General features: G+C 34.9%; 23 protein-coding genes and 1 pseudogene. 16 read left to right on the forward strand and 8 right to left on the reverse strand.

Annotated elements, in window-relative coordinates; all coding sequences use genetic code 11:
- Positions 1 to 31: 31 nt before the first annotated feature.
- Positions 32 to 493 (forward strand): annotated as a pseudogene (locus MMB69_RS05925) (PTS sugar transporter subunit IIA); the annotation flags it as partial.
- Between the two features lie 89 nt (positions 494 to 582).
- Here MMB69_RS05925 and bioC read toward each other — a convergent pair.
- The 3 genes from bioC to bioF are packed head-to-tail and all read right to left on the reverse strand — an operon-like array spanning position 583 to position 3,321.
- Complete coding sequence (gene bioC / locus MMB69_RS05930; RefSeq protein WP_277447327.1) at positions 583 to 1,407, reverse strand: malonyl-ACP O-methyltransferase BioC; 825 nt, start codon at positions 1,405 to 1,407, stop codon at positions 583 to 585.
- Positions 1,400 to 2,146 carry an alpha/beta fold hydrolase gene (locus MMB69_RS05935; protein ID WP_277447328.1) on the reverse strand — a complete coding sequence of 249 codons (747 nt, stop codon included), beginning with the start codon at positions 2,144 to 2,146 and terminating at the stop codon, positions 1,400 to 1,402. The genes bioC and MMB69_RS05935 overlap by 8 nt, the downstream gene beginning before the upstream one ends.
- Complete coding sequence (gene bioF, locus MMB69_RS05940) at positions 2,143 to 3,321, reverse strand: 8-amino-7-oxononanoate synthase (protein WP_481861879.1); 1,179 nt, start codon at positions 3,319 to 3,321, stop codon at positions 2,143 to 2,145. Before bioF ends, MMB69_RS05935 begins: the two co-directional genes overlap by 4 nt.
- 853 nt (positions 3,322 to 4,174) lie before the next feature.
- Here bioF and MMB69_RS05945 point away from each other — a divergent pair.
- Together MMB69_RS05945 and MMB69_RS05950 are read left to right on the forward strand one after the other, a co-directional pair.
- A complete protein-coding gene (locus MMB69_RS05945) occupies positions 4,175 to 5,095 on the forward strand; it encodes a CPBP family intramembrane glutamic endopeptidase (protein ID WP_269871433.1) in 921 nt (306 codons plus the stop codon).
- A gap of 43 nt (positions 5,096 to 5,138) precedes the next feature.
- Positions 5,139 to 5,285: a hypothetical protein gene (locus MMB69_RS05950; protein WP_277447330.1), complete on the forward strand. Its 147-nt coding sequence runs from the start codon at positions 5,139 to 5,141 to the stop codon at positions 5,283 to 5,285.
- 53 nt (positions 5,286 to 5,338) lie between these two features.
- Here MMB69_RS05950 and MMB69_RS05955 read toward each other — a convergent pair whose 3' ends face one another.
- Positions 5,339 to 6,052 carry a hypothetical protein gene (locus MMB69_RS05955; RefSeq protein ID WP_269871435.1) on the reverse strand — a complete coding sequence of 238 codons (714 nt, stop codon included), beginning with the start codon at positions 6,050 to 6,052 and terminating at the stop codon, positions 5,339 to 5,341.
- Positions 6,053 to 6,278: 226 nt separating this feature from the next.
- On the opposite strand from MMB69_RS05955, the gene MMB69_RS05960 reads away from it, so the two are divergent.
- From MMB69_RS05960 to MMB69_RS05970, 3 genes are all read left to right on the forward strand, one after another.
- A complete protein-coding gene (locus tag MMB69_RS05960; RefSeq protein ID WP_277447332.1) occupies positions 6,279 to 6,881 on the forward strand; it encodes a type 1 glutamine amidotransferase family protein in 603 nt (200 codons plus the stop codon).
- Positions 6,882 to 6,977: 96 nt separating this feature from the next.
- Complete coding sequence (locus MMB69_RS05965; RefSeq protein ID WP_277447333.1) at positions 6,978 to 7,361, forward strand: hypothetical protein; 384 nt, start codon at positions 6,978 to 6,980, stop codon at positions 7,359 to 7,361.
- A 197-nt stretch (positions 7,362 to 7,558) separates the two neighbouring features.
- Positions 7,559 to 7,726 (forward strand): hypothetical protein, encoded by a 168-nt coding sequence (locus tag MMB69_RS05970; RefSeq protein ID WP_221786259.1) that lies wholly within the window; start codon positions 7,559 to 7,561, stop codon positions 7,724 to 7,726.
- Positions 7,727 to 8,124: 398 nt separating this feature from the next.
- On the opposite strand, the gene MMB69_RS05975 is transcribed toward MMB69_RS05970, so the two are convergent.
- Positions 8,125 to 8,316: a hypothetical protein gene (locus tag MMB69_RS05975; RefSeq protein ID WP_277447334.1), complete on the reverse strand. Its 192-nt coding sequence runs from the start codon at positions 8,314 to 8,316 to the stop codon at positions 8,125 to 8,127.
- A 272-nt stretch (positions 8,317 to 8,588) separates the two neighbouring features.
- Between MMB69_RS05975 and MMB69_RS05980 the strand changes: the two genes are divergently transcribed.
- From MMB69_RS05980 to MMB69_RS05995, 4 genes are all read left to right on the forward strand, one after another.
- Entirely contained in the window at positions 8,589 to 8,921 is a 333-nt protein-coding gene (locus MMB69_RS05980) for a hypothetical protein (protein WP_277447335.1), read from the forward strand.
- A 75-nt stretch (positions 8,922 to 8,996) separates the two neighbouring features.
- On the forward strand, positions 8,997 to 9,341 hold the full coding sequence (locus MMB69_RS05985; RefSeq protein WP_277447336.1) for a hypothetical protein: 345 nt from the start codon (positions 8,997 to 8,999) through the stop codon (positions 9,339 to 9,341).
- A gap of 234 nt (positions 9,342 to 9,575) precedes the next feature.
- Positions 9,576 to 10,085, forward strand: coding sequence for a GNAT family N-acetyltransferase (locus MMB69_RS05990; protein WP_277447337.1), 510 nt, complete (start codon positions 9,576 to 9,578; stop codon positions 10,083 to 10,085).
- Positions 10,086 to 10,165: 80 nt separating this feature from the next.
- On the forward strand, positions 10,166 to 11,368 hold the full coding sequence (locus tag MMB69_RS05995; RefSeq protein WP_277447338.1) for an iron-containing alcohol dehydrogenase: 1,203 nt from the start codon (positions 10,166 to 10,168) through the stop codon (positions 11,366 to 11,368).
- A 79-nt stretch (positions 11,369 to 11,447) separates the two neighbouring features.
- Here the strand turns inward: MMB69_RS05995 and MMB69_RS06000 are convergent, their stop codons facing one another.
- Entirely contained in the window at positions 11,448 to 12,041 is a 594-nt protein-coding gene (locus MMB69_RS06000; RefSeq protein WP_269871442.1) for a hypothetical protein, read from the reverse strand.
- A 99-nt stretch (positions 12,042 to 12,140) separates the two neighbouring features.
- The gene (locus MMB69_RS06005) at positions 12,141 to 12,572 is read right to left on the reverse strand and encodes a hypothetical protein (protein WP_277447339.1); all 432 of its coding nucleotides are present in this window, start codon (positions 12,570 to 12,572) and stop codon (positions 12,141 to 12,143) included.
- Between the two features lie 1,328 nt (positions 12,573 to 13,900).
- Between MMB69_RS06005 and MMB69_RS06010 the strand changes: the two genes are divergently transcribed.
- The 4 genes from MMB69_RS06010 to MMB69_RS06025 all read left to right on the forward strand — a co-directional run bounded on the left by MMB69_RS06010 (position 13,901) and on the right by MMB69_RS06025 (position 16,206).
- Positions 13,901 to 14,443 (forward strand): sigma-70 family RNA polymerase sigma factor, encoded by a 543-nt coding sequence (locus MMB69_RS06010; protein ID WP_277447340.1) that lies wholly within the window; start codon positions 13,901 to 13,903, stop codon positions 14,441 to 14,443.
- A complete protein-coding gene (locus MMB69_RS06015) occupies positions 14,427 to 15,518 on the forward strand; it encodes a DUF4179 domain-containing protein (RefSeq protein WP_277447341.1) in 1,092 nt (363 codons plus the stop codon). The genes MMB69_RS06010 and MMB69_RS06015 overlap by 17 nt, the downstream gene beginning before the upstream one ends.
- Positions 15,519 to 15,691: 173 nt before the next feature.
- Positions 15,692 to 15,856 carry a GH32 C-terminal domain-containing protein gene (locus tag MMB69_RS06020; RefSeq protein ID WP_277448046.1) on the forward strand — a complete coding sequence of 55 codons (165 nt, stop codon included), beginning with the start codon at positions 15,692 to 15,694 and terminating at the stop codon, positions 15,854 to 15,856.
- A gap of 152 nt (positions 15,857 to 16,008) precedes the next feature.
- Positions 16,009 to 16,206, forward strand: a complete 198-nt coding sequence (locus MMB69_RS06025; protein WP_033580050.1) for a ChaB family protein — start codon at positions 16,009 to 16,011, stop codon at positions 16,204 to 16,206.
- A gap of 219 nt (positions 16,207 to 16,425) precedes the next feature.
- Here MMB69_RS06025 and MMB69_RS06030 read toward each other — a convergent pair whose 3' ends face one another.
- Positions 16,426 to 16,620: a hypothetical protein gene (locus MMB69_RS06030; protein WP_014458846.1), complete on the reverse strand. Its 195-nt coding sequence runs from the start codon at positions 16,618 to 16,620 to the stop codon at positions 16,426 to 16,428.
- Positions 16,621 to 16,910: 290 nt separating this feature from the next.
- Between MMB69_RS06030 and MMB69_RS06035 the strand changes: the two genes are divergently transcribed.
- Both MMB69_RS06035 and MMB69_RS06040 read left to right on the forward strand, forming a co-directional pair.
- Positions 16,911 to 17,543 (forward strand): TetR/AcrR family transcriptional regulator, encoded by a 633-nt coding sequence (locus MMB69_RS06035; RefSeq protein WP_116740227.1) that lies wholly within the window; start codon positions 16,911 to 16,913, stop codon positions 17,541 to 17,543.
- Positions 17,544 to 17,623: 80 nt separating this feature from the next.
- Entirely contained in the window at positions 17,624 to 19,321 is a 1,698-nt protein-coding gene (locus MMB69_RS06040; protein ID WP_277447342.1) for an MFS transporter, read from the forward strand.
- Positions 19,322 to 19,416 lie beyond the last annotated feature (95 nt).

Consider the following 19,416-nt stretch of genomic DNA (forward strand, 5'->3'; position numbering starts at 1 on the left):
AACTTTAGGAAGCGCATTCAAACTTCCGTTTGATGGATATATTGTGCCTCTAGAAGAAGTCCCTGATGCCGTTTTTTCTTCAAAGATGATGGGAGATGGTTTTGCCATCGAACCAACTAATAATACTCTTGTTTCTCCTATCAATGGGGAGGTTGTTAGCATCTTTCCTACAAAACATGCCATAGGTTTAAAAACAGATCAGGGTCTAGAGTTATTAATTCACGTAGGGTTAGAAACAGTGAACTTGAATGGGAAAGGGTTCACATGCCTAATTGAAGAGGGAGAAAAGGTTACACAAGGAACCCCGCTTTTAAAAATAGATCTAAACTACATTAAGGAAAATGCTAAATCACTTGTTACACCAATCATTTTTACAAATTTATCTGAACGTGGTCAAATACAGTTATTAAAAACAGGGTACAACGAGCAAGGTATAACAAATGTTATTGAGTTAGTTTCTAAAAAAAACAGTAAGTTAATTAGATCTAATTGATTATTTAAGGGTACTTTTCTAAATAGAAGAGTACCCTTTTTTACTGGGGGCAATCCATCACTTCTAGAGAGTAGCCAGGGCAGGATTAGCTATTGGATCGTTTTTGTAATATTAAACATTAAGCAATGATAGGTTACTTTTATTCCGTTCTCATTACGATAATCATTTTCATATAGGTTGATTAATTCACGAAAAAACGAAGGGCGTTGACAGTAGTTTTCCTCGTTACTGTTACTTGCTCCAATCTTTTTTATTGATGTAAAAAATGCCTGAGCCGTCGGAAAGTATTGAACCTCTAGTTTCTCCATTTTTGATAGTTTAAATGGATGTTCTCTCAACGGAACTAATGCTTGTTCACAAACTTGAGACAACTCTTCAAGAGAAAAAAACGATTGGCCAGGTGAACTATTACTGAAAAGACCGAGCTTTTGTTTCGCATGGCTGTAGCATGAATGAAGCTCTTCAAATGTACGATTACCAAAGGTTGAAAATAGCAGGCTGCCTGTAGGATTAAGTTGTTTATACAATTTTTTTATTGTCGTATGAAGACTATTAAACCACTGAAATGTTGCATTCGAAATAATAAGGTCATAATGTCTTTCTATACTTAGTTCCTCGATATCTCCGCATATGAATGAAACTCGATCTTCCATTACTTTTTTCTTTGCTAACTCAATCATTCCTGATGACAAATCAACTGCTGTAATAGCAGCCTTAGGAAATTTTTCGCACAATAATTGTGTTAAATAACCCGTGCCGCAGCCAATTTCAAGAATAGCTATTTTCTGGTTAAAGAAAGTGGTGGAAAGCTGATCTATTAACTGGTTTGCCATGCTTTTTTGTACATCGGCATAAGCATCATAAGTTTTAGCATGATTATTGAATCTTTTCTTTAAAAGTTGCTTATTAATCATAAATGAGCTCCTTTTCAAGAAATTTCTCTATAAGTTGCGTACATGGCTGAGGCTTCGTAAAAAAAGGAATGTGACCAGCTTTTTCTAGAATGCACAGCTGCGCTTTTCCACCAATTCTTTCAGCTATGAAAGAAGAAGACTCAGGTAAACATATTTGATCATCTCTTCCATGGATCAACAAACAAGGAGTTTGAATTTGATTGAGTTGCATTCTAACATCTTTTTGAAGTAAATAATCCAGCCCTGTAAGGAGGGAGTACGTACTGTCTCCTTGATAATCACGCTGAACAACTTCCATAAATTGATGATGAAATTCTTCTTCTTTTTCAGATTTAGGGAACATAGCGTTATAAAATGCAGTAAGTGTTTTTTCCTTATTGCGCTGTAGCTGTTTTTTCATACGTTCAACGATGCGCTGCTCCCATCCAAATGTATTATGCACGTCGTTTGTAAAGCGACTAGTTCCGCCAATTAATATGAGTCCTTCTATCTTGTTAGGGTATAAACTTGCAAGTTCAAGCGTTATAAGGGAACCTAATGACCAACCCATTAAATAAACAGTACCTTGAGTAGAAGTAAGCAATTGGATTGCACGTTCTTTAAAGTCACTTAGTTCTTTTACACCTCTCCAATCTATACACAAAACGTTACATATAGTAGATAATGATTTTATGATTGGGTGAAACGCTGCTTTTTCCATTCCCCATCCCGGAAATATTATGATAGTGGATTGTTTCATTGGATCACACTCATTTCTTTTCCAATTAGAGAAACTTTTCTTATGGCCCACTCTAAATCTTCGCGAGTATGGTCTGCTGTTACAGTAAAACGAATTCTTGCTTTATTTTCAGGAACAGTAGGGGGTCTAACTGCAATAGCAGCAATTCCTTCTTTCTGTAAACGCTCTGCAAACTGCATTGTTCTTTTGTTTTCTCCCGTCAAAATTGGAATGATTTGAGATTGACTTTTGCACGTGTTGAATCCTTCGTATGTAAGTGCTTTTCTAAAAAATAATGCATGTTCTTGAAGAAGTGCGCGACGCTCTGTGTCTTGTTGCACCTTTTCAATCGCAGCCGTTATTGCACCGAGTATAGCAGGGGGAAGAGCAGTTGAATAAATGAATCCTCGCATTCTATTTTTCAAATAATCTATGAGCCACTGTTTTCCAGTAACATAAGCTCCAAATGAGCCTAGGGCTTTACTAAACGTTCCCATTTGAATATCAATTTTATCTTGCAGATCAAGAAAATGCGCATATCCTTCACCATTTTTTCCGTATACACCGCTTGCGTGAGCCTCATCAACCATTAATAGTGCGTTATACTGCTCTTTTAATTTAACAAGTTCCTTGAGCTTGGCAAAGTCACCATCCATGCTGAAAACAGTATCTGTTACAATTAACTTCCGTGAATCTAAGGGAACTTTTTTTAATAAATTTTCTAGGTGGTTCATATCGTTATGGCGATAGCGCTGCAGTTTTGCACGGCTCAGTAGGGCTCCATCAATGATACTTGCATGATTTAACTTATCGCTGAAGATGAAGCCATTACGCGGAACCAAGGCTGAGATGATTCCTAGGTTTGCATTATAACCACTATTGATAATAAGTCCTGCCTCAGCTTTCTTCCAATTAACAAGTGCTCTTTCTGCTGTCTCATAAAGAGAGTGATTTCCTACTATTAAGCGTGAAGCTGTTGCTCCTACTCCATACGTCATCACCGCAGCACTCATTGTTTTCTTCAGCCCCTTATCTCCTGCGTAGCCTAAATAGTTATTAGAGGCAAGGTTTAACATTTTACGTCCATTGACTGTAAGCCATGGTTCTTCAGCAAATTCTGTCGTAACAAGGTGCCGTTTTTGAAAAATTTCATCTAAATAGGCAAGTTCTCTTTTAATATCTTCTTCCCAATACAATACACTCTCACCACCGACGATAAAATAAGTTAACTTTATTTTTAAAGAAGTTAACATATATATCTAATCACTCCTTTAGAAGAGTGTCAAGATGAAAGAGGTTATAAAAACTCTTAAATAAAAGAAGCAAACTCCTAATGGTAGGGAGTTTGCTTTTTTTGTTCTTTAAATATTCCTGTTTAATAACAAACGTCTTTTCCAACATGTTTTTGATTTATTTACACGCATCATATTAATCTAGCAATTTTATTAGTCTTACTGAACACTTCATATTGATTATCCTCTTTTTCTTAGTTATAATGTAATTGTTACATTTGTAATAATAATGTAATATATTTGTAACTTATATACATTTTGCGATGTTAGATAGAATGGTAGCTAATTTTAAAAAATGAAAAGCTGTTTATAGATAAGCCCTTAGCGGTTGTGGTAGCATCCGTGAGGGGAAAACTTTGGATAAAAAGGTGAGGACGATGTTGAAAAAAATATTTATTTTAGTTGTTCTAGGATATATATTCTTGAGTAGCAAGTATTTTCTTCAAAATTATGTGTATGCGGGCACATATGAGCAGGATATAAAGGTTAACGATGACTTGGTGTCGAGTCTTCTTTTAGAAGAAGCTGTTTTTTAACGGCTTTTAAGACGCTAAATTTTATATAAAGAGGTAATGGGTAGAGTTGTGATTTCTTCATATTGTCAGTCTATTTCCTTATCTTCAAAGGTAAAAAGCAGGCGGTAGTTAACATAATTGCAGGACTTCCGGTCCTAATAGATTTTTACACTGCCTAGACAACAACGAAGTAGAGAAGAACGATGTAATTGAGAAGAGAAGGCTGAGGGAGTAAGAATAAAATGAAAAACTATTTAAATGTGGAAGAAGGAAAAAATAGCTGGAAGCGTTATGTAAGTACAACAATCCTTGCTTCTGTGTTTATGCTGTTAGGATCAGTTATTTATATTATTGCTGAAATGATAATGGTTGCAGCTGATGAAAGTGGAAAATCATATGTTGATTTTGATAGCGGAGTAGCTGTAGGAATCAATGCTAATCTTGATTTTCTGTTGTCTCATATTATGTACATATGCTGGATTTTTGGTTTATGGATCGGGATTCGTTTTATTCACAAACGAAAAATGAAATCATTAATCACTGCTAACAAACGTGTGAATTGGAAGAAAGTAATATGGTCTTTTGGAGCTTTTAGCCTGTTACTAATCGTTTCACAATTAATTGATGTCGTGTTTAACCACTCGGATTATTCATGGAATCATGTAAGTTTAAAAGAGTATGGCCTGTTAGTACTGATTACGCTTTTGTTAGTACCTATTCAAACAACAACAGAGGAGCTGTTTTTTAGAGGGCTTCTTCTTCAATGGGTGAGTAAGAAAGTGAAGCGTCCAATTTTACTTGCGATTATTGTCGGACTAATGTTCTCTATAGGACATTTTGCTAATCCTGAAATGAATAAATCCATTATATTGGTGGGACTAGATTATATTGTAGCTGGTTTTGCTCTTACATATATCGCGATTAAAACAAAAAGCTTAGAAATTACCATTGGCGCACACGCAGCCAACAACATGTTTCTCGCTCTGTTCCTTACAACGGACGATTCTGTTTTCGGATCTATACCGAGTTTGTTTAAGGTAGCTAACACTGAGCCAGGAGCTAATCTTATTTGGTCGATTGTTATGTTTAGTGTTTTTTATATCTTATGTAGAGGGAAGATAAAAAAGGAAGAAGCAGCTGACAAAGATCAGCTTATTGCTTAAATTTCCAGAACCAATAACTAAACAGGATAGGAGATGTAATAGAGTGAGTGGAAATCACGATGAAAATAAACCATTGACTCGTGCAGAAATCAAGCGAGGCCACTTAGCTACTCAACATCGCATTTTGAATGTACTTATCGTTCTTGCATCGATTGCTGCAGTATATCTAGTGATAAAAACCATATTTTAAAAGAGCAACCTTTAAGGCTGCTCTTTTTGTTTTGTGAAAACACGCGCACGCAGCTACCAATTGAAAAAAGCTTTTAACGAAATCATTGTAGCCGCATAGATAAGAGATGAGATTAAAAAGGTAGGCAAATGCGCATGTTTTTCATAAGGAAGTTCTTTACTGATCACGTTAAATAACATTGCACCTGAACTAAAAGCAATCATCGACTCGATAAGCAGTCCTGATGAGGGACCGAAGACGCCCAGAATGGACCCAAGAAAAGTTGCTCCGGCCAGCATATAGCGACCTCTAGTTTTGTGTAAGCGATTATGTTTTTTTCCTAGATGGTAAGACCACCCGATAAAATGAAGGCTGATAGCCAGTCCGTAAAATACTGATTCAACGCGCTTAACATCGGTTGAAAATACGACATAAGAAATGATAAAAGAATAAACCATAAAAAAACTAGCCTGTACCATGTACACGGTCAGTTCCGTTAGGTGAGTGGCTGCTTTTGTCTGAGCAAATGAATACACCGAAAAATAGACGAGTAAGCCGAGAAGACCAAGAAAATATAGTTCAGTATCAAGGGCTAGCGACCCTCCAAACTCTTCTTGTTTCTTATGAAGCGTCGGTAAGATATAAATAAATACGTAGGCAATAGCTACACCGCCTGATAATGAGAGCAGCTTTTGCTCTCCGATTGGAGAACGTTCGACAATTGTTAATGCGTATAATTGAATGAGGATAAAAACAATACCTATTATGATTGATTCAATTGTAACCATGTTGGTCTCCTTTTAAGGTTCACTTTTAGGGTTTAATTCCCTTTAATAGAAGAAGAGAAACCATGATTTAGATGGAAACATTGTTCAATTATAGGTAGATGTTCTTAAACGTAATACTTTGATATTGGTTCTATTTTACACTATATATATAAAGTGGTAAATTAAAATAGGTGATTGATCATGTACTTAGTTATATTTCTAATCAAGAATTAGGGGTGGCGTATGTATGAAAAAAGTGATGGTCTTTATTACAGATGGTTTTGCTGATTGGGAAGCCAGTTATGTGGCAGCTGAGTTAAATAAACAGGGAACAGGATTTCAAGTTCAGACAATGGCAATCGACAAACACCCTAAAACTTCAATGGGAGGATTGACCGTTCTTCCAGATTACAGCCTAAAAGACTTTCCTTTTAAACTGGACTTTGCGATGTTAATTATGCCTGGGGGAACGGGATGGAGAGAAGAGAAAAATCATCAGGTAAAGAAACTGGTGAGCTTTTGTTTTGAACGTAACATTCCGGTTGCAGCGATTTGTGATGCAACGACCTTTTTAGGGAACTATGGGTTTCTTGATCAGAATAAACATACAGGTAATTCATTACCTTATTTGAAAGAAGGAGCACCTAATTATCGAGGGGATGAAAATTATATAGAAAAACAATCTGTTAGTGATGGCTGTCTAATTACAGCTAATGGAAGCGGTGCATTAGAATTTTCGAAGGACATTTTAAATAAATTAAATGTTTTAAAGAGTAAAGAACTAGAGGAATGGTACGCTTTATTTAAAAATGGTTTTATTCCAATAACAGGAGAACATATTGAAAAATAACTCACTTTAAATTACTTAAAAAAAGGCCAGATAGTAATAAAAATTTACCTAATAGGATAATATGGCTGCTTTTTTACCGTGTAGGAGGATTCAAAATTGAAAAGAAATTTGTTGTTTTTAGGATTCATGTCTATTCTTTTATTAGTATTGAGTAGCTGTGGGAGTAAGGAAGAAAGCATGCGTTTTGAAGGGGAAGGGGATCAGTGGAAAGCTTTGTATCTTTTAAATAAAGGAGAGAATACTGAAAACGGACAAGGCAGTATTATCTATAAAGGAAAAGACAAAGAGAAAGTAGGAAAAGTTTCTTATGTCGTGGAAGGGGAAACAAGCAAATTATCAGGTACGGATGACGAGACGGGAGGAAAAATTAATTTAAATGGGAGCTGCAGCGGATGTGCGACTCAAAGCAGCAGCGCTCCTTTTCATGTAACAATAAAATGGAATGGTAAAGAAGATAAATTTGATTTAAAAGCAAAGTAGAACGATAAAACGTTGTATGTATATGAAACTACAAATCTGACCACATTAATAACGTATTTTTCCTATTCTAATAAAGTTAAAAATCCTTTGCCTACATCAGAGAAGGATTTTTTTGAAAAAATCTTGCTTTTATTAGTTGTTAATCTAAGTAAAGGGGAATTACATATATTAAGAGCACACAAAGGGGATAAATATTAGTGACAAATTATAGGTACTATACGGGAACTCTGTTTGTCAGGGAATTAGAACGTTTAAAAGAAGAATATATTCAACTTGATCTCGACGATGTGAAAAGAATGGTTGAAGAAGATATTTTACTGTTAGAAAAAGCGATGAATATGTTGTCTACGAATACAGTTTATTAAATTAAGCAACTTACTTAAGATGCAGTAAAGCATTATCTAACGACTGCTGTTCATTCAATTTTAAAAAAAGCTACCTCTTTTGATTGTGAAGAGGTGGTCGTTTTCAATTTCCAGACTGGATAGGGCATACTAAATAAAAAAAATGTTTGAAAGCATTTTATAATATTTTCTAGTTTCTAAGAAATATTGCCCAAACAAAAAAGGACATTTCTTCTATGTCCTGTTCCCTCGTATCAGCCCCGCCTACGCTAAATACTATGACAGCCACTCATGCCATCCAACCTATACTTAGTATAAACGAAAGCGTTTACAAAGTAAAGATAATGATGAAATATTCTGTCTATTTTTATATGAAACTTATCTATTTCGAATAATATCAAATATAATAGATGAAATTTTTAATGTCTAGAGATTAACTCACTCATTAATCTGTTTAAAGCAATGTGTAATATATCATGTTCTGTGTACTCTTGTTCAAAGGCTAGACTTCTTTTTTCTTTTTTCCTCAACAACTTTTTAATTTCATCACATAAATAAATTTGAGAATCCAAAAGTTTTATTTCTTTTCTATCCTTTATTTGTTTAGGCATGAAATCAACTCCTTTATGATTCTTTAAGGAACTATTCTATTTTAAAAAGTAAAAATCCTTCTTCTATTACATCGGAATAACGTAATAGGGTTTATCAGAAGGAACAACCTTAGATTAGAGAAAAATTGATCCTGTTTTTTGAGAAACAATGTGTCAACAACGCTACAAAAGGATTCTTTTTCTATTTAAATATTTCTTAAGGTGCAAATCCTTAAAAACAACTTCCTTTAATTATAATTAATGGTAAAATAATCAATAAAAAGGAGGCTGAAATGTATTCACCACAGGAAGCCTTATTGACTAGTTCTCTTTATTTTGTATTTATTATTCTATCTTTTATAATTAGTTTCTTTGCTGGAAGGATACTTATTATAAAATCTCATAGATCAGTAGGGGAAGTTCAGGCAATTTCTCTTTTTATTCATTTCGTTTTGTTTGGAATGGATTTTAGATATTGGTGGTGGGGACACTCTATGTCTATTCTTAACGTCTTTGAGTTTTTAGCGACTACGTTTATAAGCGTTCTTATCTTTATAATTAGCGAATGTATTCTTTATTCCTGGTTGAAAAAGCTATATAAGACTAATGTACAAAAAGGTGCTTAAATCTAAAACAACAGGAATCTTAATGCAATAAGATCCATCTCATTGTAAAAATGTCATTGAAAGAAGGGCAATAAGTTGAAAAAAGCCGTGACGATCACTGTTACTGGAATTTTACTAATGGGAGCGGTAATTTTCTATTTTGTTACATTCTTTGCCTATATCCCATCTGATAAATTTTTCGGTTTCCCTGTCCCTAAAAATGCAAAGTTAGTAAAAGGAAAAGAACGTGTAAACATGTATGATTGGTCTAAAGCTTCTGAAGAAAACGGCATCCCGTCAGGATATAAATTAGTGATTAAATCAAAAGGATGGAAGGAAAGGGACCGAGAAGGGGCCTCGACTTATTATGAAAAAGGAAATAAGATAATTGATTTAATAGCTCAAACCGATGAATTAACACTAATTAAAGACAAAGATTAACTATACGTAAAATGTAAGAGAGGGTTTTTTTATTGATTCCAGAATTATATACAAAAGTGTTCTATTTAAACAGATTAATGGCTTGATCCAATTATGCACCTACTTATTTTAATTTGGCTGTTGTATATCGTAAGTAGAAATACACATTTACCTTTGTCAGCAACATTTATGGAATCAAGTATGGAATGAATTTTAATTTGTGGTTAACTCTTTTTAAAAGGAGAAGATAAATCAATGAGTACAAAAAGAATACATCTTACGCCATTTGAAACTACTCACATTCAATACTTACATAAATGGTTAAATGATGAACGGGCAATACGAATGATAGGCAGAACACCTTTAACTTATGAAGAGGTAGTACAAGAAGTAGAAAAGAAAAGAATGAACAACGATTTAATTTTAAGAATTGAAAACGATAAAAAAGAATTAGTTGGATGGGTATTTCTGAAGGATATAGACCATGGACATGGAAGAGCTAGTATAGGAATTCTCCTATCTTCAGAATCTAGAGGTCACGGATATGGTCGAATGGCTATGGAGCAAATGATTGATCTAGGGTTTAAACAGCTTCGTCTAAATAAAATCTATTTAACCACAAGAGGAATAAACGAACAGGCCATTGCATTGTATGAAAAAATTGGTTTTGTTACCGAAGGAAAATTAAGAAACCATGCCTATGTGGATGGGAAGTACGTAGATACATATTTTATGGGGATATTAGCTTCAGAATGGAACAAGTAAGCTTACCGGCCATGATGAAATTTTAAAAAATAGTGCTTCTTAAGGTATGTATTTGATTTTAGACAACGGGAGGGGTATAAATGAAATCTTATAACTATTTTTGTTCTACTCGAATTGAGGTAGGAATGGGGAAAGCTAGAGAATTACCAGAAATGCTGACATCTTTAAATATCGGTTCATCAATTTTAGTCGTGAGTGACCCTGGTGTGGTTCGTGCGGGATTAGTTTCACCAATTGTAACTGCCTTGGAGGCTTCTGGTTACCGAGTGCTGGTATTTGATTCAATTGAACAAAACCCTCGAGATACGAACTGCTTGGAAGGTGCTAAGTTATTCCGTGACTTTAGTGCGGAGGCAGTTGTGGCCATTGGTGGCGGGAGTGCGATGGATACAGGAAAAGCTATTGCGCTGTGCGGTCCAAACGGCGGAGAACCATCTGACTATGCAGACGGCCGACTTCTGTATTCAAACATCGCACCAGTGGTTTGTATTCCAACTACTTCAGGTACAGGATCAGAGGTTACTCGTTCTGCTGTTATTACCGAGGCATCTACACATCGAAAAATGACGCTCAAACATAGTACATTAAGACCTGTCTTGGCGATTCTTGATCCTGAACTAACATTAAGTCTTCCGCCTTCTGTTACGGCTGCGACTGGCATTGATGCCCTCGTTCATGCGATTGAAGGTTATACGTGTAAAGTAACAAATCCTATATCACAAGCGCTTGGGGCTCAAGCAATGAGAACGATTGTTTCGGCATTACCTATCGTTTTCCGCGATGGTAAAAATGAAGCGGCTCGTCAAGATATGCTGGAAGGAAGTCTCTTAGCTGGCTTGTGTTTCGGATCTGCAGATGTTGCTTCGGTACACTGCTTAGCAGAAGCGCTTGGAGGGCTTTATGATACCCCGCATGGAGTTGCTAACGCAGTATTTTTACCATATGTATTAAAATTTAATTCTATGGAGAATAAGCAGCTGCATGCTAAATTAGCAAGGTATATGAGTTTTGCCAAAGATTCAGATTCAGATGAAATAGCTGTTGAAAAATTAATTCAAGGAATTATAGAATTAACAGAATCATTAAATATTCCTAAATTAAAAGAGCTAGAGGGTGTAAAGAAAGAAGACTTTCCGGGCATTGTAAAGTTGGCTATGCAAAACAACTCAACGCCAAGTAACGTCCGCTTAATTACCGAGGCTGATTATATGCAAATTCTTGAACAAGCTTACTTTGACCGTGTAGACAAAAAACGGTATTCTGAAGTAGAGAGCTTGAATTAAAGAATGAAAATTAAAAACCGGCCCCAATTGTCAGACAGTGTCTAACGATTTGGAGCCAGTTTTTAAGCAGTATCTATTTTTAATAAGAAGATACATAATACCAGTTCTTATGTACTTTTTCTATCTGTTTAAAATCTCCGTCAAAATCGCTTTTTGAAGGTTTATGATCATTTGGGTCATAAACAAATCCTGAGAAATTGTCTAGCATCCCGCGGTACGTAAAGAAAAGAATTGATGTCGACTTTCCTTTTATTTCTACTTCAATGTCGCCTCCGCCTTTAGACAATTGAGTATACTCTTTTGGCAATTGAATAAGAGATGGACTATCGGGTACGTTAGGTTTAATCACGCCATTTTCTATTTTAGCCGCAACTTCTTCTCTTTTATTCTGGTGGATTTTAAAGTTCAAATCCAAGTTGACTTGAGTAAAGGGAAAGAAGAACCATAATGCGATAGTGATGAGCTGAATAACAAACGGCTGCCACTTTCTATTTTTAAAAAGGTGAATCAATGCCCATACAGTTATGATGATAAAAAAGGCATAGACAAATAACCAAACAGGTAACATTAAAAATTCCGTTATCATATCCACCAGATCCCACTGGAACAATGATACTAGAATAACTAGCAAACTACTCATTAACGATAAAAGCAACAAACGACTACGTTTCACACATTTTCCTCTTTCTGAAATTATTCTTTTTTATAATATATATGAAAATCCTTCTGTATCATAATGTACGTTTGCGTTAGAAGCAAAAGCAAACCTTAATTAAATTTTCTTTCTGTTAAAAACCTTATTTATAAGTAGCAAAGTATGATAAAAAGTATTAGCTGCAAGAATACCTAGAGCAAAAAAATAAAATAACAATTGATAATCTAACTGAATTCCTTCAAACAGAAAGTAAAATGCTAAACCAGGAACTATTCCTGCTAACGAGTACATTAATAGCTTAGAAAAGTACATTTTTCTTGTCTGCATGTTATGTGCTAGCATATCAATTAGATAGGAACAAATAATTCCAACAACTATATAAACGGGTAAAGTATACATGAATGTAAATACGAATGTATCTGTAAAGCTGAAGTAATAAATATTAGGTTCTTTTTCACTTTCAGGTGTTAAGCTGATTATCCCGTAGACAGCACTAAAAATAGCAGTAGATAAAAGGGATGTAACAACTAGTTTTATAAAGCGACTCAAGGCAGTTCTCCTTTAATTTTATACTTAGTTCAGCTTTTTATCTTTTCTAGTCTTCTTGTTTGCTTAAAATGAATTTTAGTAGAGGTAAGGTAAATCACTAATGCTAAATAAATCTGTGGGCTAGCTTGACCCACCCCAAGTAAGAGATTCCTAAAATAAAAGCCCAAAGAAATGCTACACGAATATTTCTAGGTATAGAAATCCACAGCTTTAACATGTTCCAAAGTAAATGATCTTTATTCGATTTTTTCATTGTTCGTAGATCCTTCCTCAGTTAAGCAGTTCTAAACCATTCTTGCTTACGTAATAGACTAACTTTCTTTTTAGCAGCAATTGTTTTCTTGGAAGGCAAAAATAGTAGTGTTCCTCCAATTAAATCTTCTATCAACAAAATCACCTCTTATACAGTTAGAGGTAATTATATCATTAATTCCCATAAGTGGAGTTCTTTTTTAATTAACTATCATATGAACTCCTTAAAATGTAGCATGTACAGAAACGGCATAGTAAAATTCTTGTTTTTTCACACAATGTTTCCATATATACCTTACTAGAAGGGGATTCTTTCTATCTAAAATTGTATGACAACCTTTCAATTAATATGCTATAATTATTTATAGACCTAATCTTTCTTAAACTTTTGCAATGCTTAACATTCGAAAAAGCCATCTCACTTTTTAATGTCAAAAGAATGAGGTGGCTTTTTATTTTATGATGTAGTTTATTCCTCTTCAGGAATCTTAATTAAAATAGTGATAGCAACTGTTGTCAGAAATATAACCCCTAAAGTGATCAATAGATTTGTACTCATATGTCCCATCTGCCCTTCTGCTATAATCCCTATAATGTCATTTTAACAAAGAAAACAATTGAATAGAATAAGAAATGAAAGCGTTCTATTTTTTGTTTATAATCTCCTTTGAAAGATACGTACTTTTAGTTCCACGTACTGTCATGTAAGTACAACATCTTGTTCTTCGTTCTTGTATGTGGATTGCAAGGCTTTGAATTTATTTATTCGAGAAATGACTACTGCAAGAGGATCAGAAATAATGATGCTTTTAGTTATAAAACAAAGGATATGTGTTTTATCCAAAATAACAGACTTATTCATCCAATTATCTAAGTAACTTGAAACTTGGAGCACACCATTCTTCTCATGCAGCATGTACTGATGTCACGAATCGTTTTCACAAGAGCATAGGGGATTTATCGCTGATATTTTGCTTTATAGATAGTAAAAATAAAATATTTTTTGAAAAAAATGGAGATAGTGAAACTTTTTGCTTGTTGAGACGACTCTAATTAATGAGGGGAGTGATAATACTGTGAAACATAATATACATACAGTAAAACAAGCAATAAACGGAGACAGCAGAGCTTTTGAAGAGCTGCTTTTTCAAGAAGAGAAAATGCTTTATTATAAAGCTCTTTCTTATGTTAGAACAAAGGAAGATGCTCTTGATGTTATCCAAGAAACAGCATGTAAAGCCTTTCTGGCGATAGGTCACTTGCGAGAAGCAGAATATTTTTCAACCTGGCTATTTAAAATCCTTATCCGAGAGTGTTACAAGCTATTAAAGAAACGAGAACAAATCGTACCTTATGAAGAACACGAATTATTAAAGAGGTTAGATGAAAAACAAGAAAAAGAAATTGAATCTTTTCATTTAACTGAGGCATTATCTAAACTTAATTCATCTTATCAAACGTCTATTATCTTATTTTACTACCATGATCTATCCATTCAGGATATTTCGGACGTGATGGAAAAACCGGTTGGTACAGTAAAAACGTATCTACGTAGAGCAAAGAAAAAATTGAGAAGTGAATTAGAAAGGAGCTATAAATTAAATGAAAGAATCTCATGAGCAAGTAGAAAATTTCCCACAAGAACAGGTTCGGTCAGCTATTCAAGCAGGTATCAGTCAAGCAGAATCACAAATGAGTGGTAACAAGGTAAGTTATAAATATAGCCATAAAATCAGTAATAAAAAAAGGAAAGGCTTATATGCTTTGTCTAGTGTGGCAGTCGCTTTTGGACTATTAGTTGCTTCTTCTTATCAATCTCCAGCTTTAGCAAGCACTTTGTCTCAAATACCTCTTATTGGTTCTGTTTTTGCAGATTCTAATTCCGTTGGTTTGAAACAAGCTCAAAAAAATGGACTGACCAGCCAGGTTGGAGAGACCCAAACTGTTAATGGAATATCTGTTACGCTTGATGAAATTTTATACGACCAAAGTGGCATTAGCCTTAGTTATATCATAAAATCAGAAAAAAAATTGGGAGAATATTATTTTGGTAGCGGTATGGATTTTACCATAAATGGAAAATCACCTAACGGATCTGCGGGTGGATATGAAGAAAAAGTTCAATCAGCCACAACTCGAACGGCCATTCAGGAGATAAACGTATCCGAAGATATGCCAAATGCTTTTGAGCTTGGATTAATCTTACACGGTGAAAATGGGGAAACGTGGTATTTCTCAAATCCAATCAAAAAAATTACGGATATTAAGAAGGTTCCTATTAATCAATTACAGAATGTTGATGGCATCACTCTTAATGTTAAGGACTTATCTTTAAGTAAAACAGGTATGAATATATCTTATGAGAGTTCTGAAAAAGGAGAGGACTTTGAACTAAGCAGAGCTGGAGATATAGAATTCCAAGTAGTTGATCAAGATGGAAAGGAAATTACAAGCCATTCAGGTGGAGCAAGCGGTCAAAAAGTGAAAGATAACCTAGTGTTTAAGAGTAATAAAAAGTTTGATCCAATTGACTCACATGTTACTGAATTAACCGTTACTCCTTATTTATCTCTTCCAACAGACGGGGGAGGAGTTGAATTCGATGAAAACGGCGAGTCAAGAGATATAGGTTTTAAAGGTGGCTCTTTAAAACCAGTCAAATTTAAACCTTTTAAAGTGAAAATACCGCAATAAGTTTATTTTGTAAAAAGAGCTGATATCCAGCTCTTTTTACTTTTTTGAATCACCCTACTATGATTAAGTATTAAAAGAGATAGTGTACAAAAATCCCCTCTAATGCTACTACTACAATTAAAAATCAAGTCAAATCGATAAAATCTTTTATTATTTTTTCTTACGAGGTTTCAATTGAAGTTTTTATTAATGAAGGCGAGAAAGTGATCACGAGCAGAATCTATCCTGGAAACAATGCAAAAGATGTTTGTTTCTTTGCTGATCAAGAAATTGAATTGATTACCTTAAGTAAATGGAACTTAAGTAAGGGCGTTCCCCCGCTGATTTTTAAAGGGTAGTTAGATTCACTTGAAGAACAGGCTTCCTAGAGAGGTGCTGTTCTTTTTTATAGAGTCAAAACTCCAATTCGTTTTCAGAGTTTATTAAATGTTTATACTCATTAAGAACAGGTAAATCAGTAGTAAAAGACGTTTTCAAGGAGGAATACTATATGCCCTACAATTCATTAAAAGAATTGCCTGATGGAGTAAAAGATAACCTTCCTCATCATGCTCAGGAAATTTATAAAGAAGCATTTAACTCAGCTAGTGACGAATATAAAGAAGAAGCTACGGCGCATAAAGTTGCGTGGAATGCGGTAAAAACAAAGTACAAAAAGGATAGTAATGACAACTGGGTGAAAAAATAGCGAGAAAAGAGCTTAAAAGTAGTTTAGTGGAAGGAAGATCCGAATGATAAGCTGTTCGGATCTTTTTTATTATGAGGGGGAATGTAGGTGCTTGTAGCCGTTAATTGGAGAGCAAGGCCAAGACTCCTGCAGGCTCACTTGCCGCCTGCGAAAAGCGAAGCCTTGCACGGAAATTAACAGCGGTGTAACAAGCAATTCATGCCCCGTTTATATCGTTACTTATTCTTTTTCAGCTACGGTAAAGTATTGAACGTTGCTTTTAACGAGTACCAAGTCATTTGCCAAATCCAATACTTTACTTTTATCTTCAAATCTATACTGTATGTAGTTCTTTGCACGAATAAGTGATTTAGTTTCAACTATATGACTGATTTCACCATTGATTAAATGAAACGTTACTTCAAACTTTTTCATAAGAAAACACCTCCATAATATCAATTTTTACTATTCTTTCATTTCTAATACCATTTCTTTTGAACGTTTTTACAAAAGATTTCACTCTGGAGTTCACGCCACCGGTGTCTAACAACGGAATGATTTGTTCTGCACCCATTTTTGATATTGACAGATTGGCAATACTTTGTGAGACTTAATATACATGATGTTCATTAGTTTACATTATGTATAAAATGTATGTTGACGATACAGTATAGTTTAAATAGTCCATCGTATGTATTAATAAAAGTGATACAAGGAGATCAACTATGACTAAAAAAACAAAAGTAGATCCTAGGATAAAAAGAACAAATAAATACTTAAGAGACGCTTTAGTCGAACTTCTTAAGGAGAAAGACGTCACGTCCATTACGATTCAAGAAATTACGGAAAAAGCGGAATTAACGCGAGGAACATTTTATTTACATTATCAAGATAAGCAAGACTTTCTTGTTCAGATTATGAATGAAGTTTTAGAAGAGTTAATAGAGCAGGTAAAGCCTAAACAAAATAACGAGGCTTCCTCAGAAGTAGAAGAAAAAGATGAGTCTGTTTCTTTCTTAAAGCTTTTTGAATTTATCTACGAACACGCTGATTATTTTAAAGTCATGCTAAGTGACCGAGGATTGCCTCAATTCAGAAGTCATATGACGGAAATTGTAAAGAAAAGAGTGTACGGAGAGCTAATCTCTTCGATTGGAGAAGCAGAGGATGGACTGGATATTCCTAAAGATATCCTGATTAGCTATATCACATCAGCTCATATAGGTGTCATTTGTTCTTGGTTAGAAAGCGATATGAAATTTAGCCCTGCATTTATGGCTGATAAATTAACCCGTTTAACCCTTCTAGGGCCAATTCGAGTGGCAGGCCTAGAAAATAAAATAAAGCTTCCTTACTGAAGCTTTATTTTTTAGTTTGTTCAAAGAAAGATATTATTTTTAGTTTTTTACAATCATAGAAGGCAGAAAGGAATTGTAGTATGAAAATAGAAAAACACTGGGGGATTTCTTTACTGGCAGTTTTAGCTATTGGTCCTGGTTTAATGTTAAACACGTCATTAAATTCTATACGTGAAATTCTCCAACAAACGTTTAACAATCAATCTTATATTTCGATAACACCGGTTTTAATGGGGGTTATAAGCTTTGCATTTTGCATTCCGTTTGGACCGATTCTTCGACACAAGCTAGGGGAGAGGAGTACTTATGTTCTTTCGATGTGTTTGTTTCTTATAGGAGCTATCGTAAGTATTGCTTCTAACAGCTTTTTAGGAATGGGCATTGGTCGTTTTTTACAAGGGACAGGAACGGGTTTAGCACTTATGATGATGATTCCAATGCTGGTTCTTTCTTTTCCGATTCATAAACGGAACTTGGCATTACTAATTCTTATTGGCGGATTTTATGGATCTAGCGTTGTCGGTATTTTTCTCGGAATGTTAGTGAACAGCTACGGACACTGGAGATGGTTATTTTATATAGCGGCCGTACTTTCCTTACTGGGAATAGGCTTCAGCTACAAATTTCTAACAAATGATCATGCCAAGCAACAGCACAAACATCATGAACCATTTGACATCATCGGTGTAGCGTTAATGTTTATGGTTACCGCATTTATTACGTTTACATTACTTAATCTCCAAAAATCAGGATGGGCATCTACTTATGTATGGATAGGCATAGTAGGAAGCATCATTTTTTTATGTTTTTTATTTATAGCAGAATGGCATATTAAAAATCCGTTAATTCCCTTTCGATTAGTGGCTTCTCGAAAACCAGCTCTTGCAATCCTGATCGCCGTTATAGGCAATATTAGTATGAGTTTAACTCTTTTATCCTTACAAGGATTGCTTAAAAGCGGATCTAGTTTTGATAAAGGAGACATTTCACTGATCTATATCGGGCTTTTTGCGGGGATACTGATTGCGGCCATATTAAGTGCCGTATTATATGATAAAGTCGGGCCGGGGGTATTAGGTATTATAGGAGCCGTTATTATTATGGGAGTAAGCATACAGTGGATGTATTTGGACGGTCAGGCTTCAGCTTTTCTCTTTGTTAGTAGCTTCGCAGCTTTAATCGCAGGAGTAGGATTCACAGTCGCTGCAGGTCTGATGGGTGCTGCTTTAGGCGGACCGCTACCAAGTTTAGTCCCTCGAATGGTCACGGTTCAATTTATAAGAGTTACAGTATCTGCAGTCATTCCTGTAATCAGCAGTATTGTTTTTGCAAAGGTGTATAAAGATAACCTTGCGACGGTAAGTGCAGAGAGCCAGGTTGCTAGTAAAGAAAATTTTACTCAGTCTCTACATGTAAAATCTGAAATCATTACGTATCATACCTTTTCTACGTTTTCGTGTGTATTGAGCATTGTGGTATTCATTCTCTCGTTTTTGATGTTTTTAACAGGTAAGGGACACAAGCTGGCTCACAAGCCGCATGATAAAGAAAAAAATAAAGAAAAGCTGAGTACAGAAGAGGTTCACAGTAAAAAAGCTACTCCCGTTTTTGAGCGTTCGCCTAAAGAGATTGTTGCGAATCAAGTCATTGGTGACAGCGAGTATAGAGAAGCTTTGAAAAAGTTTGGCCAGCCTAAACCTTCTCCTGATAAAATGCTGCATATGAGAGATCAAGAATATAGAAAAGCTCTTAAAAGGATGAAGGATATGGGACAATAAGTTAAACTGAAGAATTTTGAATAAAGAAGAGAAAGAGCAAACTCACGTGCAAGGGAGTTTGCTCTTTTAATTTTTGCATATACTTCTTTTTTACT

It is taken from the genome of Priestia sp. P5, from assembly GCF_029522155.1.
Lineage (GTDB): Bacteria > Bacillota > Bacilli > Bacillales > Bacillaceae_H > Priestia > Priestia megaterium_E.